At 62.8% G+C, this 21134-nt stretch carries 16 protein-coding genes; 7 read left to right on the top strand and 9 right to left on the bottom strand.

All coding sequences use genetic code 11. The features are described 5' to 3' along the window. The first annotated feature begins 4 nt into the window (after positions 1-4). From AC13C7_RS06570 to AC13C7_RS06550, 5 genes are all read left to right on the top strand, one after another. Positions 5-562, top strand: a complete 558-nt coding sequence (locus tag AC13C7_RS06570) for a TRAP transporter small permease subunit (RefSeq protein ID WP_482866967.1) — start codon at positions 5-7, stop codon at positions 560-562. After that, positions 559-1860, top strand: a complete 1302-nt coding sequence (locus tag AC13C7_RS06565; protein WP_482866966.1) for a TRAP transporter large permease — start codon at positions 559-561, stop codon at positions 1858-1860. Before AC13C7_RS06570 ends, AC13C7_RS06565 begins: the two co-directional genes overlap by 4 nt. A 3-nt stretch (positions 1861-1863) precedes the next feature. After that, positions 1864-2559: an aspartate/glutamate racemase family protein gene (locus tag AC13C7_RS06560; RefSeq protein ID WP_482866965.1), complete on the top strand. Its 696-nt coding sequence runs from the start codon at positions 1864-1866 to the stop codon at positions 2557-2559. 1340 nt (positions 2560-3899) lie between these two features. Beyond that, the gene (locus AC13C7_RS06555; protein ID WP_446119984.1) at positions 3900-4418 is read left to right on the top strand and encodes a thiamine pyrophosphate-binding protein; all 519 of its coding nucleotides are present in this window, start codon (positions 3900-3902) and stop codon (positions 4416-4418) included. A gap of 11 nt (positions 4419-4429) precedes the next feature. Further along, positions 4430-5044 (top strand): thiamine pyrophosphate-dependent enzyme, encoded by a 615-nt coding sequence (locus AC13C7_RS06550; protein ID WP_446119982.1) that lies wholly within the window; start codon positions 4430-4432, stop codon positions 5042-5044. Between the two features lie 15 nt (positions 5045-5059). On the opposite strand, the gene AC13C7_RS06545 is transcribed toward AC13C7_RS06550, so the two are convergent. The 6 genes from AC13C7_RS06545 to AC13C7_RS06520 form a co-directional block, all read right to left on the bottom strand. Then, positions 5060-6667 (bottom strand): GMC family oxidoreductase, encoded by a 1608-nt coding sequence (locus tag AC13C7_RS06545; protein WP_482866964.1) that lies wholly within the window; start codon positions 6665-6667, stop codon positions 5060-5062. Positions 6668-6756: 89 nt separating this feature from the next. Next, a complete protein-coding gene (betC, locus tag AC13C7_RS06540; protein WP_446119978.1) occupies positions 6757-8316 on the bottom strand; it encodes a choline-sulfatase in 1560 nt (519 codons plus the stop codon). A 12-nt stretch (positions 8317-8328) separates the two neighbouring features. After that, the gene (locus AC13C7_RS06535) at positions 8329-9333 is read right to left on the bottom strand and encodes a hypothetical protein (protein ID WP_482866963.1); all 1005 of its coding nucleotides are present in this window, start codon (positions 9331-9333) and stop codon (positions 8329-8331) included. 114 nt (positions 9334-9447) lie between these two features. After that, on the bottom strand, positions 9448-10950 hold the full coding sequence (locus AC13C7_RS06530; protein ID WP_482866962.1) for a sulfatase family protein: 1503 nt from the start codon (positions 10948-10950) through the stop codon (positions 9448-9450). 28 nt (positions 10951-10978) lie between these two features. After that, entirely contained in the window at positions 10979-11470 is a 492-nt protein-coding gene (locus AC13C7_RS06525) for a tripartite tricarboxylate transporter TctB family protein (protein WP_482866961.1), read from the bottom strand. 17 nt (positions 11471-11487) lie between these two features. Further along, entirely contained in the window at positions 11488-13041 is a 1554-nt protein-coding gene (locus AC13C7_RS06520; RefSeq protein ID WP_482866960.1) for a tripartite tricarboxylate transporter permease, read from the bottom strand. 224 nt (positions 13042-13265) lie between these two features. On the opposite strand from AC13C7_RS06520, the gene AC13C7_RS06515 reads away from it, so the two are divergent. Together AC13C7_RS06515 and AC13C7_RS06510 are read left to right on the top strand one after the other, a co-directional pair. Beyond that, entirely contained in the window at positions 13266-14090 is an 825-nt protein-coding gene (locus AC13C7_RS06515) for a Crp/Fnr family transcriptional regulator (protein WP_482866959.1), read from the top strand. Between the two features lie 148 nt (positions 14091-14238). After that, positions 14239-15330, top strand: a complete 1092-nt coding sequence (locus AC13C7_RS06510) for a hypothetical protein (protein ID WP_482866958.1) — start codon at positions 14239-14241, stop codon at positions 15328-15330. 347 nt (positions 15331-15677) lie between these two features. On the opposite strand, the gene AC13C7_RS06505 is transcribed toward AC13C7_RS06510, so the two are convergent. From AC13C7_RS06505 to AC13C7_RS06495, 3 genes are read right to left on the bottom strand one after another with little or no spacing between them, the layout of a single operon-like run. After that, positions 15678-18989, bottom strand: a complete 3312-nt coding sequence (locus tag AC13C7_RS06505; protein ID WP_482866957.1) for an error-prone DNA polymerase — start codon at positions 18987-18989, stop codon at positions 15678-15680. After that, positions 18989-20533 carry a Y-family DNA polymerase gene (locus tag AC13C7_RS06500; RefSeq protein WP_482866956.1) on the bottom strand — a complete coding sequence of 515 codons (1545 nt, stop codon included), beginning with the start codon at positions 20531-20533 and terminating at the stop codon, positions 18989-18991. Before AC13C7_RS06500 ends, AC13C7_RS06505 begins: the two co-directional genes overlap by 1 nt. Next, the gene (locus tag AC13C7_RS06495; RefSeq protein WP_482866955.1) at positions 20424-21122 is read right to left on the bottom strand and encodes an ImuA family protein; all 699 of its coding nucleotides are present in this window, start codon (positions 21120-21122) and stop codon (positions 20424-20426) included. The genes AC13C7_RS06500 and AC13C7_RS06495 overlap by 110 nt, the downstream gene beginning before the upstream one ends. Positions 21123-21134: the final 12 nt, after the last annotated feature.

Raw genomic sequence — 21134 nt, 5'->3', positions numbered from 1 at the left:
AACGATGCAAACCTATTCGCGAGTTTGCGCGATCGTGTTCGGCTTGATGATGACGGCGCTCTGCGTCGTCATCTCGGTCGAGACCATCATGCGCAAGGTTTTGAACCATTCACTCGCCGGGGTGGACGAGCTTTCCGGATATGCCATCGCGATCGGGGCACCCTTGTGCTTTGCCATCGCGGCGGTCGAACAGAGCCATATCCGGATCAACCTGCTGCACATGCAGATGCCGCCGCTGGCCAAGGCCGTGCTGAACTTCATCGCGGCGGTATCGCTGGCAGCGTTATCCCTCTACCTCGTCGTCTTCACCATCCGCACGGTTCAGGACACGCAGATGTTCGGCTCGACCGCGCAGACGCCATGGATGACACCACTGATCTGGCCACAATCCATCTGGATGATCGCCATGATCGTCTTCACCTTCTCGACGCTGGTCTTGGCCGGACGCGCGATTTGGCTTGCCCTGCGGCGCGACGTCGACGGACTGCTCCGCGAATTCGGCCCGGACACGGTCGAGGATGAACTGGCGGCGGAACTGAGCGACCTGGAGGAAAGAGCATGAGTATCACCGTCATCGGCATGGGCTTTGCCGCCATGCTCGTCCTGATGTTCCTGTCGATGCCGGTCGCCGTGGCGATCCTATCTGTTGGCGGCATCGGCGGTTACCTCGCCTTCGGCATGCCCCTGATCGAATCCATGGGCGGCGTCGTCTGGGGCACCCTCAACAACCCGGTCATGACTGCAATTCCGTTGTTCATGCTGCTGGGTGAGCTACTCCTGCGTGGCGGAATCGCTGACAAGATGTTCGATGCCCTTGCCGTCTGGCTCGGTCGCCTGCCCGGCGGCCTGCTGCACACCAACATCGGCACCTGCGCATTGTTCTCGGCAACCTCAGGGTCTTCCGTAGCGACCGCAGCGACGGTGGGCACTATCGCCTTACCCGCCCTGGGCGAACGTAACTACCCTGTGCGCCCCTCACTCGGCACTCTCGCGGCGGGCGGCACCCTAGGTATTCTCATTCCGCCTTCCGTGAACCTGCTGGTCTACGGCTCACTCGCCAATGTATCGGTCGGACAACTCTTCATTGCCGGCGTATTGCCGGGCGTGATTCTCACCTTGCTGTTTATGGCCTATGTCGCGGTGGCATACCCTAACGCCGGACGGGAAAGCTCAGGGGTCGACGTGTCGCCGGTCGAAAAGCGCCGATTGCTGCGTCATCTGGTTCCGCCCGCAATCATTTTTGGCATCGTCATGGGGTCCATCTATGGCGGTCTGGCAACCCCCACGGAAAGCGCCGCCCTGGGCGTCATGGCCGCTTTCTTCTTCGTCTGGCGCAACAAGCGTCTAAACTGGAAACTGCTGGAAACCTGCTTCATTCAGTCGGCGCGCACCTCGGGCATGGTCATTTTGGTTATCGTCTGCGCGCTCCTGCTCAACGTCACCCTGTCGATGACCGGCGGCACCCAGGCCGTGACGCGCTGGGTGACCGGCCTTGGCCTTAGTCAGACGGCGCTGCTCCTCTTGTTTGTGCTGTTCTACGTCATCCTCGGTATGTTCATGGATGCCATGTCGATGCTGGTTCTTACAGTGCCGATCGCAGTCCCGATGGTCACGGCCCTCGGCGTGGACCCGATCTGGTTCGGCGTCTTCGTCGTGGTGATGTGCGAAATCGGCCTAATCACTCCGCCGGTCGGCATGAACCTGTTCGTTGTGCAGGGCGTCCGAAAGGGAGGCGGCAGCTTCAACGATGTCATCTGGGGATCAGTGCCGTTTGTCGTGATCATGATCATCTTCGCGGCACTTCTTATCCTAGTGCCCGGCATCGCGATGTTGTTGCCCGACATGGCCGCAGGCCGCTGACACATGAACATTGAGGCAATAACTCGCGGGCCCGCGCCGCGCCGCATCTTGGTTGTTAATCCGAACGGTAACCCAGATGTTACGGCGCGGGTCCAGAGATCCGCCAACGGCGTGATCGGCAACGGCTGCATTGCCGTGGCCGTGAACCCTGCGGACAGTCCGCGATCCATCGAAACGCCCGAGGATCGCAGGAATGCTGAGCCCGAGGCGATCAAGCTTCTTTCCCAGAGCCCGGGCTTCGACGCCTATGTGATGGCCTGCTTCGACGACATTGCCATCAAGGAGGGAAGGCGCATTCTGACGGCGCCGATCGTAAACACGGTCGAAGCCTCGGTCAGCTTTGCGCGCATGCTTGCAAAACGATTTGCGATCGTCACCACGGTCGACACCATGGTGCCGGGGATATGCGGCCTGCTGGAGACCCTGGGAGCCGCAAAGCAATGCACCGTGCGCGCTGCCGGCATCAGCGTCGCTGCCGCCGCGTCCGACGACGCGGACAGTGACTGGTTGCTCGACCAGACGATCCGGCAAGCGCGTGACGCAGACGGTGCCGGCGCCATCATTCTCGGCTCCGGCGGCCTGACGGGAAAGGCGCGAATTCTGGCGGACCGCCACCGCATTCCGGTCATCGACTGCATCGAGGCGGGTGTCCTGATGGCCGAAGCGGCATCACGGTTCCGCGTGCCCTCCGACAGGTGAACAAGAGTCCAGCGGATACCATGTGGACGCGCGCGTTCCGTCCGAAGTGGCTCCGTCGAACTTCTGGTCCACCAAGCGCAGCGCGAGGAAAACCAGTCGAGGAATGGCGACGTCCCCGTCGATCTATGAACCGACGGGACCCCGGATCCCACGGAAGTCCTAGGAAAACCGCGCTTGCTCGATGGGGGTGCATTCAGGTCCCACCATGTTTTCCGGGTCAATTCTGCCTGTCCCCACTGACAAGAAGCTGCCGGTTAATCTCGGACTGGCCATGGGAACGCGCGGTGTCGAGTGGGATTTTCTGCATTACGCTCAGGACGCGCTATAAGCAATCTTGAGTGATGACTCTCTCCACGCGGGCTTAGGAAAACCGAAGCCTGCGCGCACTTTTAAACACAGGCTCCTCCAGAGATTGGGTCGCGTATGCGAAGAATGTCGAGATTGATGATGGAAACACAAGTGACCGAGATATCCAGAATGCGCAGGGCGTGGGTTGATCGGCTATCTGAGTTCCCTTTTTCCCATGCCGTGACTCTTGGAACAAACCATAAGACATGGTCGTATGAAGTAATGCGCCAGAAGTTGAAGGAATGGGATGCTCGAGTGAACCGTGAGTTGAATGGTCCCCTATGGACGAAGAGGCCTGACGAACGCTTGGTGTGGATTGCCTTTCCAGAAAAGCTGCATGTCAATCCACATTGGCACATGCTGGTTTCCGTTGACCGGGATGTGGGCACTGGCCGCAGAGCGAGTGCCTACGCACACCTTACTGCAACAGTAGAGAGGATCTGGATTGACCTAGTTCCAAGTGGAACTGCCGAGTGTAAAGCCCTTGATTCGGGCCCGTGGCCGTGGTATATTACGAAGGAATTTCAGCAACATGGGCGCTACGGGCAATTTGTCCTCAGCCGTGAATTTCAGTCAATATAGGTAGCCGATTGGAGGGCCGCAGCGACGCTCGGTCTAGCCAACATCCACCTAGCTAAAGAAACTCTGCACGGGCCGATCCGGCTGCGTGATGCTCGTGTATTTCAGTATACAGATTCTGCCTTGCTGATGATGGAAGAAACCAGCGTCCAGCGACGAGCGAAGCGAGGAAGCTGGTCCATTGCTCTCAAGTGACATCCCTTGAGCCCTAGAGCCCAAACTGGCTCTGTCGAACTTCCTCAGTCGTGTGACGATCTTTCGGACAATGCGTGGTTTGGGTGAAGTCTGCGAGTTCTCGGGCCCAGGACCGAACGCCCTATTGTCGGCCAGGTGACAATGCCTTTCCGACATATGCGATAGTCTGTGCCAACCGTCGATCACGACACCATCTTTTTCGGACAGGGAGGGCTGACATGATGATGCCCACGGGCGAGGCAATCCTATCAAGAATGAAACAGAACCAGGTGACTCACGTGGTCACGGTTCCGGACTGGATTCAGATCGGGCTTCATCAGGCCGTTGTGTCAGATAGTGAGATCGCAGTGGTCCCGTTCTGCACCGAGGACGAGGCCATTACTGCCGGTGTCGGTCTGCATATCGGCGGCAAGCGCGCTGTCGTGGTGATCCAGAACCAGGGTCTCTATGCCGGGCTCAATGCGCTGCGGGCCATCGGCCTGGATGCGGGGATGCCGCTGGTTCTGTTCATCGGTCAGTTCGGACGCGAGATAGCGGGTTTCACGCCCGATCCAATGCACTCGTCGCGCCGGGTCGTCCGCATCCTGGAGCCGGTTCTGGATGCGATCGACGTCCCGCATTGGCGCATCGACGCGGAGGATGAGGTCGGGGCGATAGATGCCGCATTCGAGACGGCTTACGACCGGATGTGGCCCGCTGCAGTGATCTTCGGGCAGAACCTGCCGCTCATCGCCTGAAAGGACCGGACATGACCGATTTTCTGTGCAGGGATGCCATCTCTGCTTTCGCCACGCATCGCGGGACGGGGGAGGAGGCGGCCATTGTCGTTGCGACCATGACCTCGATCAGATGGATCAACGAGCTTTCGCCGGGACCGCTGAATATCTCCTGCGTGCCGCTGATGGGCGGCGCGTCGGCATTGGGACTGGGGCTTGCCCTGGCGCAACCTGAGCGCCAGGTCGTGGTGCTGGATGGCGACGGATCGCTTCTGATGCAGCTTGGTAGCCTTGTGACCATCGCGGGGGCCGCGCCGCGAAACTTCACGCATATTGTGTTCAACAACGGGGTCTGGTTCGAGAACCTCGTCAACCTGTCGGTCCCGGGCACCGGGCACACCGATTACGCCGGTCTGGCGACTGCCACGGGGTTCGCCTCGGCACATTGCTTTGACACCTTGTCGGGCTGGAGCGATGCGCTCCCTGCGTTGCTTGCCGCCGATGGCCCGAGTTTCGTCGAGTTGGTCGTCACGCCTGAACGCGATGCGCTCTGGACTCGTGATGCGCCGCAGCCAGACCTGCCCGAGGCGCAGTTCACCCGCATGGGGGACGAGGGCCGGGCAATGCGCGCGCTGCTCACCTCCTGATCCGGGAGGCCGCTTTCAGGGCCCAAGCAAGGCCGCCGCAGCCTTGAGGCCTACGACCATCGCCGGGGCGTTGGTATTGGCCGAGCACATCGTCGGAAAAACCGACGCGTCGGCAATGCGCAAGTTCTCCACCCCGTGCACGCGCAGATCAGCGTCCACCACGGCATCGGCATCCGTGCCCATGCGGCAGGTCCCGACCGGGTGATAGGAAGTCTGTGCGCTATCACGGACAAAAGCCAGCAACTCCTCATCGCTGATGTGGGCCGGGCCGGGCCGAATCTCCTCAACCCCGAATTCCTGAAGTGCGGGCTGAGCCGCGATTTCGCGCGCCAAGCGGATCGCCCTCAGGGTCACCGCGACATCATCCGGGTGACCCAAGTAGTTGGCCGACATTGCAGGGCTTTCTTCAGGATCGGCAGAGCGGATATGCACGGCCCCACGCGATTTCGGGCGCAGTGGAAAGGTGCCGATGGACACGCCGGGATGATCATCGAGCACAAGCTGGTTGGGGTCACGGGCATCGGGGCTGGACAGCCAGTGTAGCTGGATCTTGATATCGGCCTGCGCGACCTCGGGGCTGCTCCGGCACAAGGCATGTGCGATCTGACCTGAGCAGGACATTAGACCGTTCCCCGCCAGCGCGAATTGTGCGGCCATCAGGCCCTTGCGAAGTGGGTCGCGCATGATCTGGTTCAATGTCACCGCATCGCGGCAGCGATAGCTCAGACGGGTGTGCAGGTGATCATGGGCGTTCTCGCCCACGCCCGGCAGGTCATGCAGGACCTCAATGCCATGCCCCTTAAGCCGCTCGGCCTGACCGATGCCGGAAAGCTCCAGGATCTGGGGTGTCTCGATCGCGCCGGCACAAAGGATCACTTCACGGTTCGCGCGGACGGTGCACAACTCGCCGCCATGATTATAAGTCAGACCAGTGGCGCGGCGACCCTCGAAGGTCACCCGGTGGGCGCGGGCACCTGTGCGCATTTCCAATCGGGGCGACGCGAGGGCGCGTTTGAGGACCGTCTCGCGCGTGCCCTGCCGCCACCCACGTCTCGTGTTGAATTGCAGATACCCCGCGCCGTGATAGCTGCCGTCATTGTAATCGGCGGTGGCAGGAATGCCGGATTGCACGCAGGCCGTCAGAAAAGCCTCCATCAGCGGCGTATGAGGGGCAAACTCGGTGATAGTGACGGGGCCTTTCGTGCCGCGGGTCCCCGCGCGCCCGGGCGCGTAGGTTTCCAGTTGGTGAAACAGGGGAGCGAGGTCGTCGAACCCCCAACCAGGCAACCCGTAGGCATCGCGCCAATGGTCGAACTCGGCCGGGTCGCCATGCACCCAGATCATGCCGTTGACTGTCGTTGAGCCGCCGACAATGTGACCGCGCGGCCAAAAGATACGGCGGTTGTTCATCCGCGGCTCGGGCTCGGTAGCAAAGCGTGAAATGGTGCGCCCGGAGCGGAGAAGATAGAACACGCCCGCCGGAATCCGGGTCCAGATCCAGCGATCGTCAACCCCGGATTCGAGCATCAGCACGGTGTGCTGCCCGTTCGCGACAAGCGCGTCCGCCAAGGTGGCCCCACCAGACCCGGAGCCCACGATCACATAGTCGAAACTCTCTTCCATTCGCGTGCCTAGCCCCGGTTTCCGTTGCGTTCCCGGCAAGCGTAGCCGCCGTGTCCGGCCCCGAATGTTCCGTCCCAGACAGTTCTGTTTCAGGGTTTGAGGGATTCATCCTCGGGATCGAAATCGAAGGGCAACTGATCGACCATCGGATAGCGCTGTAACGCCTTGCGGTGGAACGCGGCCTGCCTGCCACGCACATATCGGTCCTTGTCGCCTGCCCGAATCTCCAGCGCCCAGGTGTCGTATAGGGGCGCTGTTTCGGTGACGTCGCGCAAAAGCAGCCTGCGGGCCTGGCTCTCCATGCAGGCGGTCTTGACTGCTTCGGGATTCCAGTCCTGCATGAGGCGGTCATGAAGCCGTGCCTCCAGTTCGGAATATTCGGGGTTTCCGGCCAGATTCTGAAGCTCATCGGGATCGGCCACGACATCGAAGAGCACGGGACCGAGCCCCCATGTCAGCCAATATTTGTAGCGTCCCTGACGCACCATGCGCGAGGGCGAGGGATAGCCGCTGCCGGCGTAATCGACGATGGCCTCATCCTTCCAACCGTCGGTTTGCCCATGCAGGAGCGGCACCAGGCTGTCGCCATCCTGGCCTGTGGCCACGGGCAGATCGACGCCCGCGAACTCCAGCAGGGTCGGCATCAGATCCACTAGCGACACGACCGCGCTGGATCGCCCCGGTGCCACGCCCGGCGCGGAGATGAAGAGCGGCACGCGCGCGGACCATTCGTAGAAGCAGTCCTTCATCCACATACCGCGTTCGCCGAGCATTTCGCCGTGGTCGGAGGTGAAGATGATGACCGTATTCTGCTCCAGTCCGGTTTCGGACAGTGCATTGAGCAATTCGCCCACCCTGTCGTCAATATAGGACATCATCGCATAGTAGGCGCGGCGTGAATCCCGTGTGCGGGTCTCATTGAGATCGAACAAATGCGACCCTTGCGCGATGTGCTTGGCCCGGTCGAAGGGCCCGAGGTCGTCATAGGGGATGGGCGGCACGCGCGGCATGTCGATCTCGACGCCTTCATACAGGTCCCAATGCGCCTGGTCGGCCACGAAGGGCGGGTGCGGTTGCGTAAAGCTAACGGTCAGCAGGAAGGGCCGATCATCGGGATCGCGCGCAAGATCGTAGATCTTGCGGACCCCCTGAAACCCGACCTCTTCGTCGAAATCCTGTTGTAGGTTGCGGATCGAGGGTCCGGCATCGACGACATTGCGCATCCGGACTCCGCCACCTTTTCGGATCGGATTCGACCAATCGGTCGTCCAAGAGAAATCCGAGGGGTAGATATCGGTGGTCAATCGCTCCTCGTAGCCGTGATACTGATCTGCTCCGATGAAATGCATCTTGCCGCAGAGCGTGGTGGAGTATCCGGCGCGTTTCAGGTGATGCGCGAAGGTCGGAAACTCGGAGTGGAACTCGGCCCCGTTATCCCATTGCCGCATGGCAAAGGCGTGTCGGCCCGCATGCATCGACGCGCGCGAGGGGGAACACAGCGGATAGTTGCAATAGGCCGCATCGAACACCATGCTGCGCGCGCCCAAATCGTTCAGAACCGGCGTGATTGCTGTCTTGTTGCCATAGGTGGGCATCGCCTGCGGCGCCAGTTCATCGACTTGGATGATCAGGATATTCGGTTGCATCATGTGTCCCTTTCCTCAGATATCGAGCGTGCGCGATAGCTCGAACATGTAGAACGCACGCTCCATCGTGGTGTCGATCGTGATGTGCAGCGGCTGCTCTTCTAGGCTGTCAAACTGCCCCACGCGCAGCCAGCGGCCATCGTCGGACTGGATGTCGCAATGCCAGGCCCAGACGTCCTGCGCCGCCTTGGCGAAATTCGGATCGCCGGTGGCGGCGTGCATCCAGCCAAGGCCCCAGGCCACTTTGCCGTTGCTGATGATCTCATAAATGTCGTCGGCGCAATTCTCGAACAGCGCAAAGGCCTTGTATCCCGTATCGCGCCACCGCGTCTCACCAGTCGCAAGGTAGAGGCTGGCGCAGGCATTCATCGCCATGCCGATATACCAGTAGACCTGGCCTGGTGTTCCGATATCGATACTCGAGACCATGGCCAGACCCTGCTGCCGATCTTCGCGGATGATCTCGCCTGCCGCATTGCGCAGAAGGTAGAACTTGCCGGAGGTGACGGGTTGGTCCTCAATCAGCCCTTCGATGAAGGCCCCACCGCGCCGCGCCGCCTCGACCCGGCCCATGGCAAGCAAGGCCAGGACGGCGGATCCAGTGCTGCCGAGGCAATAGACCCTTTCACCGGGGGGCTGGCCTGCCAGGGTCGACAAGCCGCCGGTCACCGGATGCATCTGGCCCTCGATAAAGCGCCCGATCGCACTGGACATGTCGTAGCGCCCAAGCACATGCAGGCCGCGGCCACACCATGCGGTCCGGTAATTCGCAAGGCCCTGCGCGGTAGGGTCATCCGGCAGTGTGTTGATGTCGCCACCACGAAAGAAGGTCCGGTCGATGAACTTTGCCAGAAGCCGCGCCTCGCGAATGCGGGCTCCGGTTGTCATGGCGACGATGGATTTGTAATAGCCGTTGATCAAGTTGCCAGCCCCGTCAAAACCGGTCTGCCGGTCGACCAGAGTGCTGGCCCAATCAAGGGCCAGGTGGCCGCGTTTCAGGTAGTCTTCGGACAGTAGCATGGCGCATCCCCTTGCGGTTTTCCGAACGCGCCGCTCGCAAGCGGCAACGCATCCGATTTTTCCGACGCTAGCGGTTCCCGGTTCGGAGGAGTGTTGAGCGCGGCACAATCTGCGTCATCGCACGAACACCTCATCGGGCAGGTAAAAGGAGTTCTTTGCCATTGAACCACGTTCGATCAGGCTTCGGGCAGGCCGAATGGGACGGATTGCCAGGAACGGGCGGGCATAGCGCGCCATCATGGCCTCGATCTCCTCCTCGGCCCCACCGGACAGCACCAGGTTACGATCTTCCAGCGGGTCATTCTCAAGGTTGAAAAACTGCATCGGTTCCTGCGTGTCCTCATAGACGACCAGCTTGCGGGTCGCGGTGCGGAACATGGCGACGCCATAGGCTTCGCTGATTGCAACCTCCTTACCCACGTCTTGGCCGTCAATGGCAGGCAGAAGCGACTGGAATTGCGATGTCGGCAGGTCGGCGCCCGCGATATCTCGGAAGGTTGCGGCGATATCGGTCAACTCCACGATTCCGTCGACCGTTCGGGGGTCCATGCCTCCGGGCGGCCTGACGATCAGTGGCACGCGGACCGAAGCATCGTAGAACACCATCTTCTTCATCATGCGATGCTCGCCCATCATCTCGCCGTGGTCCGAGGTGAAGATGATCCAGGTGTTGTCGAGCTGTCCCGTCTCGCGCAGAGCGTCGATGATCTTGCCGATGCCCTGGTCAATCATCATCGTATTCGCCTGATAGGCGCGCCGCGCCTTGGCGACCGCCTCGGGTGTCATCGTGTCGGTGTCGCAATACTCGGTCAGGACATTCAGAAACACCGACAGCGGGCCGCTCTCGGGGATCTCCGGCGGTTCGAACGAACCGGGCATCGTCATGTCGGGGTCGCCATATTCGGCCAGGGCCTCCTCGGGGGCGTCCCATGGATCATGTGGACCGGCAAAACAGACCTGGAGGAAGAAGGGCGCTTCGCGCTCATAGCTGCGGACCCAGTCGGCGGCATAATCCCCGACCCAGACATCCTGATGCGCGTGTGGAGGTAGCGGCAACGGATCGGCATTCCATGCCTTAGCGGCCTCCATTTCGGGATTGTCTTCCAGCACATGCTTGTTCCGGCTGGCTAGGTAGGTGCGATACTCCTCCAGAAGCCCATGTTTCTGGAGGTAGTCTGTATATAGTGAGTCAACCCTCAGGCTGGCCTCCTTGCCAGCGGTCTCATGAGTCTCGGTAAACCCGTAGTGGTGCAGGATCCCGGCCTGGCCGTTCATATGGCCGCCTGGCCAAGGCAGATGGGTATAGAGATGGGTCTTGCCAATCTGCGCAGTATGATACCCGGCGGCCTGCAACGATTGCGGGCAGGTTGGCACCGTATCGTTCACGCGGGTCACGTTCTGGAACACGCCATGGTCGCGGACATAGCGTTCGGTCAGCAGCGATGCGCGCGAGGGCATGCAGAGCGGGGCCTGGCAAAAACAGTTCTGGAACTGGACCCCCTCGCTGGCCAGCCAATCGGTCGCCGTGCTGCGTGCCGCCTGATCGCCGTAGGAGCCGAGCATGTCGGCGCGCTGCTGGTCGGGCATGATGAACAGGATGTTCGGTTTGCGGGTCATAATCGGCACCTCGATTTGGGACAGTGGGTCAATACCAGCCGTTGGCGATCATCCAACGCTGCAGCACGGTTGACGGGAATGCGATGTTGAGTGTCTGGAAGAGCACGATATAGGTGAAGGCCCAGATGCCGAGGGCGAGGAGCAACCCGATCACCCAGCGGCCTGTCGCAATGGCAATGAAACAGAACAGGAAGACCGGCAACGTCGCGTGGAAGCCGACCAACCAAATCCCGGCCACCACGACCATCGCCAGTGCGGCGTAGATGGTGCGTCGGCGGGCGAAAGATGCGGTCTCGGCTGCATCGTGCCAGTCATTGTCATTGGCCACCACCCCGAACACCAGCCCGTAGACCGTATGGACCGCAGCCAATCCGACAATCGCCAGAGCGATGACGCCCGGCATGGTTCCCGCCCGACCGTAATCGCGCGAGAGAAGATAGGCGAATACGGCGATGGCCAGGATCGCGACCCCGATCCACCAGGTTGCGGAGCGCAGGGCTTTTTGCCTAACAAGTGCCATGTCGAACCTCCTCTCCCTCAATCCTCGATACTGTCCGCCGGTCGCACGATGGTCCGCTGGTTGCGGATCCGCGAGATCACGACACTGGCGATGATGGCCACGATCATGACTTCCATGATCAGCACGATGGGCCGCTCCCACATAAAGGCTAGGTCATAGCGCCGAGTCGTAATCCAGAGGTTGTTCTCCAGAAGTCCGCCCAATACGAACCCGATGATCAGCGGCACCCGGGGCCAGTCGGCGTGCTTGAACACATAGCCCACGAGCCCGAATATGCCGAAAAGCAGGATATCACCCATGCTGCTCGACGCCATTGCGGCCCCGACCAGCATGAAACAGAAGATCGCCGGTGCGATGATCTCTGCTCGGACGAAACAGATCAGCACAAGATATCGCTGCAGCCAGAGGCACAGGAAGGCGACGATCAGGTTCGCGACCACGACGGTCCAGGTCATCTGGAAGGTGATGTCGAGATTTTCGAATAGCATCGGGGGGCCCGGTCGCACGCCCACGATCAACAGCGCGCCCATCATCACGGCCATGGACGCGTTGCCGGGAATGCCAAGCGCCACGGTCGGCACGATTGCCCCGGGTTTCTGCGCCGCCGTGCCGGCCTCGGGGGCGATAACGCCGCGCACATCACCGCGTCCGAACTGCGTGTTGTCCTTCGCCGATTGCACCGCGTGTCCATAGCTCAGCCATTCAGCTACCGTGCCGCCAAGGCCGGGGATCATCCCGGCAACACATCCGATGATGCCAGACCGGAATACGAGCCACTTGTTTCGGACAGTGTCCTTGAACCCCTCAAACGCACCGGAGCCGGGGTTGAGCCCCTCAGGATTGTCGGCAATCGAGCGGCGCGAAAGCAACAAGTCGATCACCTCCGGCAGGGCGAAAATGCCAAGCGCGATAGGCACGATCGGGATGCCGGCCTCCAGGTAGGGGATGTCCATCGTGTAGCGATCCTGACTGGCGAACTCGGCGTAGCCGATGGTCGACAGGAGCAGACCCAGGAACGCCACGATCAACCCGCGTGTGACCGACGTTCCGACCAGCGACGCCGCCAGCATGAGACCGAAGAGCGATGTCATGAAAAACTCTGGCGAGGCGAAACTGTCGATCACGAAGCGCAGGACCGGCAGGAACAGGATGATCACGACGACAGAGACCAGGGTGCCCCAGACGCTGGCGAAATATGATGCGCTGAGCGCGCGACCGGCCTCGCCCCGCTTGGCCATCGGGTAGCCATCGAGATAGGTGGCCTGCGCAGCGGATGTTCCCGGCACTCCGATCAGAACCGCCGGGATCGCGTCCGTCTGGGTGGTCACGGCATACATTCCAAGCAGGAATGCAATGGCGATCTCGGGCGGCTGGGTAATGGCGATGGGCAGTAGGAGGCTCATGCCGGTCAGTCCGCTCAGTCCAGGAATCAAGCCGAAGATCATGCCCAATGAAATGCCAAACATCATGAACAGGAACGTTCGCCAGTGGAACAGCATCGCAAACCCGTCGGCGCTTGCATTCAGGACTTCCAGCATCGCGTGCGTTTCCTCTTCCTGAAACTGTGACATGCCGGGCCAACCTAGTTTGCCGACACCCGGACATCCGATGGGTGACACCAGCCCGACCAGCAGATTTGCTCACGCTATGCGGAGCGCGGCAACCAAAGTGTTGTCTGCCCGACAGTTTGCGGGGCGCAGGCTGCTAGCGTCGGTTCGAACCCGCAGTCCTGCACATCCATTGGACCGGGCCTGCAGTTCAACCGGCAGTCTCGACTTTCCGACTATGGCCTCCAATGACTTCAATTCGTTGCGATATCCGTGCAGATGACCTAAACTCGGGTCAGGATTTGATGGCCCCTCGATCCGGGCAGGTCCGTTCATTGCAGGGGGGCTTTGTGCGGAAATCAAGACATACCATCGCGCTGCTGGCCGACCAGTTGCGAATGAATCCCTTGCTTGCGAGACTCTCGAACGGGACGCTTGTCGCCCTTGCGGAACACACCCGCCTGACCCGGTTCGCGGCGAATGAATGCCTGTTTATGCGCGGCGACGAGATCCGGTTCGCCGGGGTAATCCTGCGGGGCGGGTTGCGCAATTCGCTGACCGGTGCGGACGGGCATGAATTGTCGATGTCGGTTCAGCGACGTGGTGCCTTCTATGGCTGGATCGGGTTGCTCAGCCCATCGCCAAGCCCATGGGATATTCTTGCCCAGGGGCCGACGGAGATGGCGTGCTTTCAGGTCAGGGATTTCAGGGCGTTGATGCAGGACCGCGCCGAACTTGTCGCCATGGTCGCACATGCATTGAGCGCGAGGCTGCACCGGGCTTATGGTCATATGTCCAACCTGATCCTCGATACAATTGATGTGCGCCTGCGACGGACCCTGGTGATGCTGGTTGGGGACCGGACACGCTTTGCGCCGACCGATACCCCGAGCATCAGGATCACCCAGGAAACATTGGGTAGTTTTGTGCAATGCTCCCGCCCCACGGTAAACCGTCTGCTGAAAGACCTGGAGGCGCAGGGGCTGATCCGGCTTGGCTATGGCGAGATCATCATTCCCGACCTGCAGGCGCTTTTCCCGAGCAGCAAGGACGAGGTGTTCAGTTTTTTCTGAAATGAGGGCGCGGAAGGTCGGGTTGCACCGGACCTCTACAATCGGCCAATTGTCGTCGGGTAAACAATGGCCCCGGCAATTCCATCCTACAATTCGCCTTCATGACCGGGCTTCACGATGATCCGGTTGATAATGGGGAGAAAGACGAATGCTGAAGGAAGTCACAATCCGTCGTCGCGCGGCCTTGATGGGCGGCGTGTTTGCCCTCGGGATGGGCTTTGCCGGGATCGCTGCCGCGCAGGATGTCAATTTTGAAGGCGAGACCATCGAGATCATGGTCAATTTCGCGGCTGGTGGCGGAACCGACACCGCAGCCCGGCTTGTCGCGCCCTTTATCGCGCGGCACCTGCCGGGAACGCCGTCCGTCATCGTGACCAACCGTGCCGGAGCAGGCGGCACCGCCGCTGTCGATTATCTGATTGATTCCTTGCCGCCCGACGGGCTGCATATCGGTTATTTCTCTGGCACCCCGATTCGGTGGGCCCTAGGCCTGCAACAGGTGCCGCAGGGCACCGGCGACCTGCCCTATGTGGCGGCGCGCAGCGTAAATCAGATCTTCCAAGTCAGAACCGATATCGGCCTGACACCCGAGACCTTCCAAAACTACGATGACCCGTTGTTTTTTGCGATCAACAGTGCCGACAACCACGTTGCGATCCGGGCCCGCTTCCTCGCCGAAGCGATGGGAGTTACCGATTTCAATCTGATCACCGGCTATGCGGGGCAGGGCAACATGGTCGCCGCGGTGCGCGCCGGTGAAACCGAAATGGCGCAGACCAACGACTCCTTCTTCGGGGCCAATCGCGATGCGATTACCGGCGATGGCGTCCTCGAACCCTTCGGCCAGATGGGCGAGTATGTCGGCGGTCAGATCGTTGCCCAGGAAGGGCTCGAAGATATTCCCGTATTTGATCAGATGTGGCGCGACCATTCCCCCGAGACCCTCGATACGCCGCAATATCAGGCGTGGGAGGCGATCCACATTGCTATGTCGATCCAAAATGTCTTTGTTCTCCCGCCCAATACGCCCGAAGAGATGATTCCGGTCTGGGAAGGGGCCATTCTCGATGCTTACAGCGATCCGGACTACCTCGCGCAACTGGAAACGGCTGGCGTGCCGGCACCTGCGTCGGTCGGAAGCGCCGAGATCGCCGAACGCATGGCTCGACTTCGTAGCATTTTCGACGATGATGCCATCATTGGTGCCGTGTCAGAAGCGATTGCCCGCAACAGCGAATGACGGAAAGGCCGTGCTCCCTGCAGGCCGAACTCTAAGCTGCCTGACATTTGAGGTTCTTATTGCGGCTGACGATGAGTGCCGGGCGACGTAACAGTGCTCTGAATTCATGGCTTTACAGATTGTTGCCAGTCGATAGTTAGTCTGAAGATTGGATCGGTGGGCGTCTCGTTCATGCGGGCCGTTGTGGCAAATCAATGCTATACAATATACGCTACAATTCGCTGGACGGCTTTGGTAAATAATAATTAAAAACAATATCTTGCAAGTAATTCGGATTTCTAGTGGCGGATCCCCAGTCCGCCACTTTCCCCTTTTCTGAACATTGATGCCTGGGCGGGTCTTTCGGCTCAATGGAAATCCCGCGACTTCGGGATGATGCGGGCGTTGCGGGGGTGGCCGCGCATGCCGACCTGGTTCGGCAGCGGATGGGTCGGGTGGTCGCCGCGTGTGGTGATCGGGGGCAGGCTGACATCCGAGAGGCCGTCCAGCCGGTCGCTGCGATCCTCCAGCCGATCGGCGACGATATGGATCACGCGGCCATCGGTCTGGACCTGGCCATGCACCACCAGAAGCCGCGCCGCCATGATCACGGAGCGGAAATGCTTGAAGAGCTTGGGCCAGATCACCAGGTTCGCCACCCCCGTCTCATCTTCCAGCGTGATGAAGCAGACGCCCTTGGCGCTGCCCGGTTTCTGGCGCACCAGCACGAGGCCCGCCAGCGAGACCCGCGCGCCATGGCCAAGCCCGGTCAGATCGGCGGCGCAGCGATAGCCCTGCGCGCGCAGGCTGGCGCGGTAGAACGAGATCGGATGCGCCTTCAGCGACAGCCGCAGGGTCTGGTAATCGGCGACCACATGTTCGGCCTTGGGCATGGTCGGCAGATGCACCTCGGGCTCCGGGCCTTCGCCTGCCGCCTCGGCATGGTCGAAGATCGGCAGGGCGGGCGCGTCACGCAGGGCCTGCGCCTGCCACAGGGCCTGCCGCCGGTCGGCGCCCATGCTGCGCATCGCGTCGGCGGCGGCGAGGCGGCGGATGGTGCCCGCATCCAGCCGCGCGCGTGATTTCAGCGCCGCCACATCCTCGTAAGGCATGTCCCGCGCGGCCATGATCCTGAGCGCCGCCTCCTCGCGCATCCCCCCCACCTGACGTAGCCCCAGGCGCAGCGCGAAGCCCGCGCCACCCGGTTCCAGCGTGCAGTTCCAATCCGACAGGTTCACATCGACGGGCCGCACCGCCACGTCGTGATCGCGGGCATCGCGCACGATCTGGGCGGGGGCGTAGAACCCCATCGGCTGCGAATTGAGCAGCGCGCAGGCGAAGGCGGCGGGGTAGTGGCATTTCATCCAGCTCGACACGTAGACCAGCTTGGCGAAGCTGGCGGCGTGGCTTTCGGGAAAGCCGTATTCGCCGAAGCCCTCGATCTGGCTGAAACAGCGGGCGGCGAAATCGGGGTCGTAGCCGCGCCCGACCATGCGGCTGACCATCTTCTCCTTGTGGCTGGAGACCAGCCCGCGCGAGCGGAAGGTCGCCATCGCCTTGCGCAGCTGGTTGGCCTCGGCGGGGCTGAACTCGGCGGCGACCATGGCGATCTTCATGGCCTGTTCCTGGAAGATCGGCACGCCCAGGGTGCGCCCGAGGATGTTGAGCAACTCATCCTGCGGATGCTCCGGCCCCGGTGCGGGGTAATTCACCGGCTCCTGCCGTTGACGCCGACGCAGATAGGGGTGGACCATGTCCCCCTGAATGGGACCGGGGCGCACGATAGCGACCTCGATCACCAGGTCGTAGAACCGGCGCGGGCGCAGTTTCGGCAGCATCGCCATTTGCGCCCGGCTTTCGACCTGGAAGACGCCGAGGCTGTCGCCCGCGCACAGCATGTCATAGGTGGCGGTGTCATCCGCCGGAATGCTGGCCAGCTCGTGATCCTGCCCGTAATGCGCGCGCATCAGGTCGAAGCATTTGGCGATACAGGTCAGCATTCCAAGCGCCAGGATATCGACCTTGAAGATGCCGAGCGCGTCAATATCGTCCTTGTCCCATTCGATGAAGCTGCGCTCGGGCATGGCGCCGTTGCCGATGGGCACAATCTCGGTCAGGGGCGCTTCCGTCAGGATGAAGCCGCCGACATGCTGGCTCAGGTGGCGCGGCATGCCCGTCATCTGGCGGGCCAGTGTCAGCACCATGCGCAGGTAGGGGTCGCTCAGGTCCAGCCCGGCCTCGCGCACGCGGTCGTCCTGCACCTCTGCGTCGAAACTGCCCCAGACCGTGCCCGCCAGTTTCGAGGTCACATCCTCGCTGAGCCCCATCACCTTGCCCACCTCGCGGATCGCGGATCGCGGGCGGTAATGGATCACGGTGGCGCAGAGGCCCGCGCGATGGCGGCCATATTTGCCATACATGTACTGGATCACCTCCTCGCGCCGCTCATGCTCAAAATCGACGTCGATATCGGGCGGCTCGTCGCGCTCCTCGCTGAGGAACCGCTCGAACAGGAGGTCATGCTCCGCCGGATCGACCGAGGTGATGCCGAGGCAGAAACAGACCGCCGAATTCGCCGCCGAGCCGCGCCCCTGGCACAGGATCGGCGGGGTGGCCTCCTCGCGGGCGAAGCGCACGATGTCGTGGATGGTCAGGAAATAACGCGCGATCTTCTTGGACCGGATCAGGGAAAATTCCTTCTCGATGGTCTTGCGGATCGCCTCCGGCACGCCTTGCGGATAGCGCCCCGTAGCACCTTCCCATGTCAGGCGCTCCAGCTCCTCCTGCGCGGTGCGGCCTTCGGGGACGATCTCATGGGGGTATTCGTATTTCAGGTCATCCAGCGTGAATGTGATGCTATCGGCCAGGGCCCGCGTCGCGGCAATCGCATGGGGCCAGTCTGCGAAGAGGCGGCGCATCTGATCGGGCGATTTGAGGTGGCGTTCGGCATTGGCCTCCAAGAGCCGCCCGGCGCGGGCGATGGTCACTCCCTGCCGGATGCAGGTCATCACGTCCTGCAGCGGGCGGCGGTCGGGGGTGGCGTAAAGCACGTCATTGGTGGCGAGGATCGACAGGCCGTGCGCCCGCGCCATCCCGTCCAGCCGGTTGATCCGCGCCCGGTCATCGCCGCGATAGAGGTGGCTCGCCGCGATATGACGCATCCCCGGCAGGGCGCGGAGAAGACGCGGCAGACCGGCGGCAAAGCGCTCCAGATCGGGGCCGGGCAGGGCGATGAGGTGCAGGCTGTCCGTCGCGTGATCCGCCAGCATCTCCAGCGTCAGGTGGGTTTCCCCCTTCTCCTGCCACTCGCCCTCGGCATCCGTCATCTTGCCCTTCGACAGCAGCGTCGACAGCCCCGCATAGGCGGCGCGGTCCCTTGGATAGGCCAGAAACTCCGCCCCGCAGAGCAGTTCCAGCCGCGCGCCGATCAGGGGATGGATGCAGGCGGCCTTGGCCTCGCTATACATCCGCACCACACCGGCCAGGGAATTGTGATCGGCGATCCCGATGCGGTCATAGCCAAGCCGGTTCGCCGTCGCCGTCAGGTCCACCGCGTCCGAGGCCGCGCGCAGGAACGAGAAGCAACTGGCCAGCCCCAGTTCCACGTAACCCGCGCGCGGATTCGGGGTGAAGCCGTCTTCCTCATGGCTGCGCCGCTTATGCCCCTCCTGCTGCGGCATCAGGCAAAGAGCCCATGCAGGAACCAGCGCGGATCGGCCCCGCGCCCGTCGCCCATCACGCCCTGACGGTAGAGCCAGAAGCGGCGGCCATCCGTGACCTCGACCTTGTAGTAATCGCGCAGCCGCGTGCCGGGACGGTCCTGCCACCATTCCGGTGCGATCCGTTCGGGGCCTTCATAGCGCGCGGTACGGAAGGTCACGCGCCGCCAGCGGAACTGCGCCGGTGCGCCTTCCGGCACGGCATAGAGCACGCGCAATTCCTCGGCCGGGTCGAAGATGCGCAAGGGGCGGTCGCGGGTAATGACGGGCGGCGCGGCGGGCGTGGCGGTCAGCGCGGGGATGCGGGCCTCGGCGCGTTCCGGCACGTGGCTCTCGCGCCAGCCGGTCCAGGTGATCCGGTCGGGCCCCAGCCGCGCGCTGAGCCGGTCCATGAGGGCGGCCAGGTCCTTGTCGGTGTCGCGCGCGCCGTCCAGCCGTTCCTGCGTCAGTGACACGGGCTCGACATCCAGCGCCTCCAGCGTCAGCAGGTCAAAGCCGAAACCGGGATCGACATTGGCGAATTTGCCATCGAAGAGCCGCAGGATATGGGCCGGGTCGCGGGTGGCCTGCGCGGTGCCAAGCGTGACCGCGCGGCGTTCGCCGTCGATGCGGTAGATGGTCAGCCTCAGCCGCCGCGCGCCCTGTTCGGCCTCGGCCAGCGCCGCGCAGAGCTGACGCGCCAGCCCCGGCATATGCGGCTCGGGGTCCATCACGGGTTCGGCCAGCCGCACCCGCATCAGCCAGTTCACGGGATCGGGCGGCGGGCTGAGCGGATCGGCCTGCCGCCCCATCGCGCGGTCGAGCAGGATCAGCGGGTTGTGGCCCGCCTCCATATTGGCAAAGCGGCGCATCAGGGCGCTGCGCGGCATCTCGGCCAGCGCGCCGATGGTCTTGAGGCCCAACCGGTGCAGCAGGCGCTGTGTCTCGGCCCCGATCCGCAACGCGGCAAGGGGCAGGGGGGCGAGGTGATCCGCGACATCCTCCGCGCCACAGATCGCCCGATTTTCCCCGTGACAGGCCAGCGCCTGCGCCGCGATGCGGGTCGGCGCCATGGCCAGCCGCGCGGTCAGCCCCTGGATGGCGAACCGGGTCTCGATATCGCGCATCAGCGCCGCCTCGCCGCCGAACAGATGCGCCGAGCCGGTGGTGTCCAGGATCAGCCCGCCCGCGCGGTCAACCACCGTCCAGGGGCACCAGCGCCGCGCCCAATGCACCAGCCGGTCCAGCATCGCGGCATCGCCCGCGACATCGGCAGGCTCCACATGCAGGTCGGGATGGATCGCTTGGGCATCGACCACGCGCAGGCCCTCGGACAGCCCACGCGCCATGGCGGCCTGGCTCAGCGCGTGGATCACCGGGCCATGGGTGCCGTCGCGGGCCAGCACCACGGGCACGTCATCCCCCGGCAGCGTCCGCTCGCGGCTGGCCGTCCTGCGCCAGCGCTGCATCGCCAGATGCGGGAACCAGACCGAGACGATCCGTTGATCGGGCCGCGCGCGGGTCATACTCGGCCACCCATGCGCCCGGTGGCCGTCCGCGCGCGCGGAAAAGCTCCGCCGTCCAGCGGGGCGGCCCCGGCGCGCGGGCGTCGTGCGGATTGGCCCCCGAGGGCAGCGCCCCGATGCGCCAGCGTTCGCGCGCGGCGCTGAGCGTGCCGGGATCGCCGCCGCGGATCAGCCAGATCGGCACGTTCGCGCGTTCCGCGCGCAGGGCCAGCCGCTTGGTCGCGGTAAAATCCAGCACCGCCGGCGCGCCATGGATCTCGCCCACCACCGCCGAGAGGCCGGCACAGCCCGCGCCCTGTTCCATCGCCCAGAGCGCATCGCGCGGGTGGTTTACAGTGACCTGTAACACAGGTGTCTTCAGCCCCAGTTGCGCCAGCCCGATGCCGTAAAGCCCGCCGTTTTCCTGCCGCGACAGCCGGTCCTGCACCCACAGGATGGGCCGATCCGCGCCCGCAAGCCGCGCCAGCACGAAGCCGGTGGCCGAGATATCCAGCGCGCCCGCGCTCAACGCATCGCGCAGCACAGCCGCCTCCGCCCCCGGAGCCTCCCGGTTGGCGGGGGGCGGGGCGCGTCGGGAAAGGCGTTTCACCTGCCCATATGA

It is taken from the genome of Alterinioella sp. B-7 (assembly GCF_056857775.1).
This window is presented reverse-complemented; position numbering and strand designations above follow the sequence as displayed.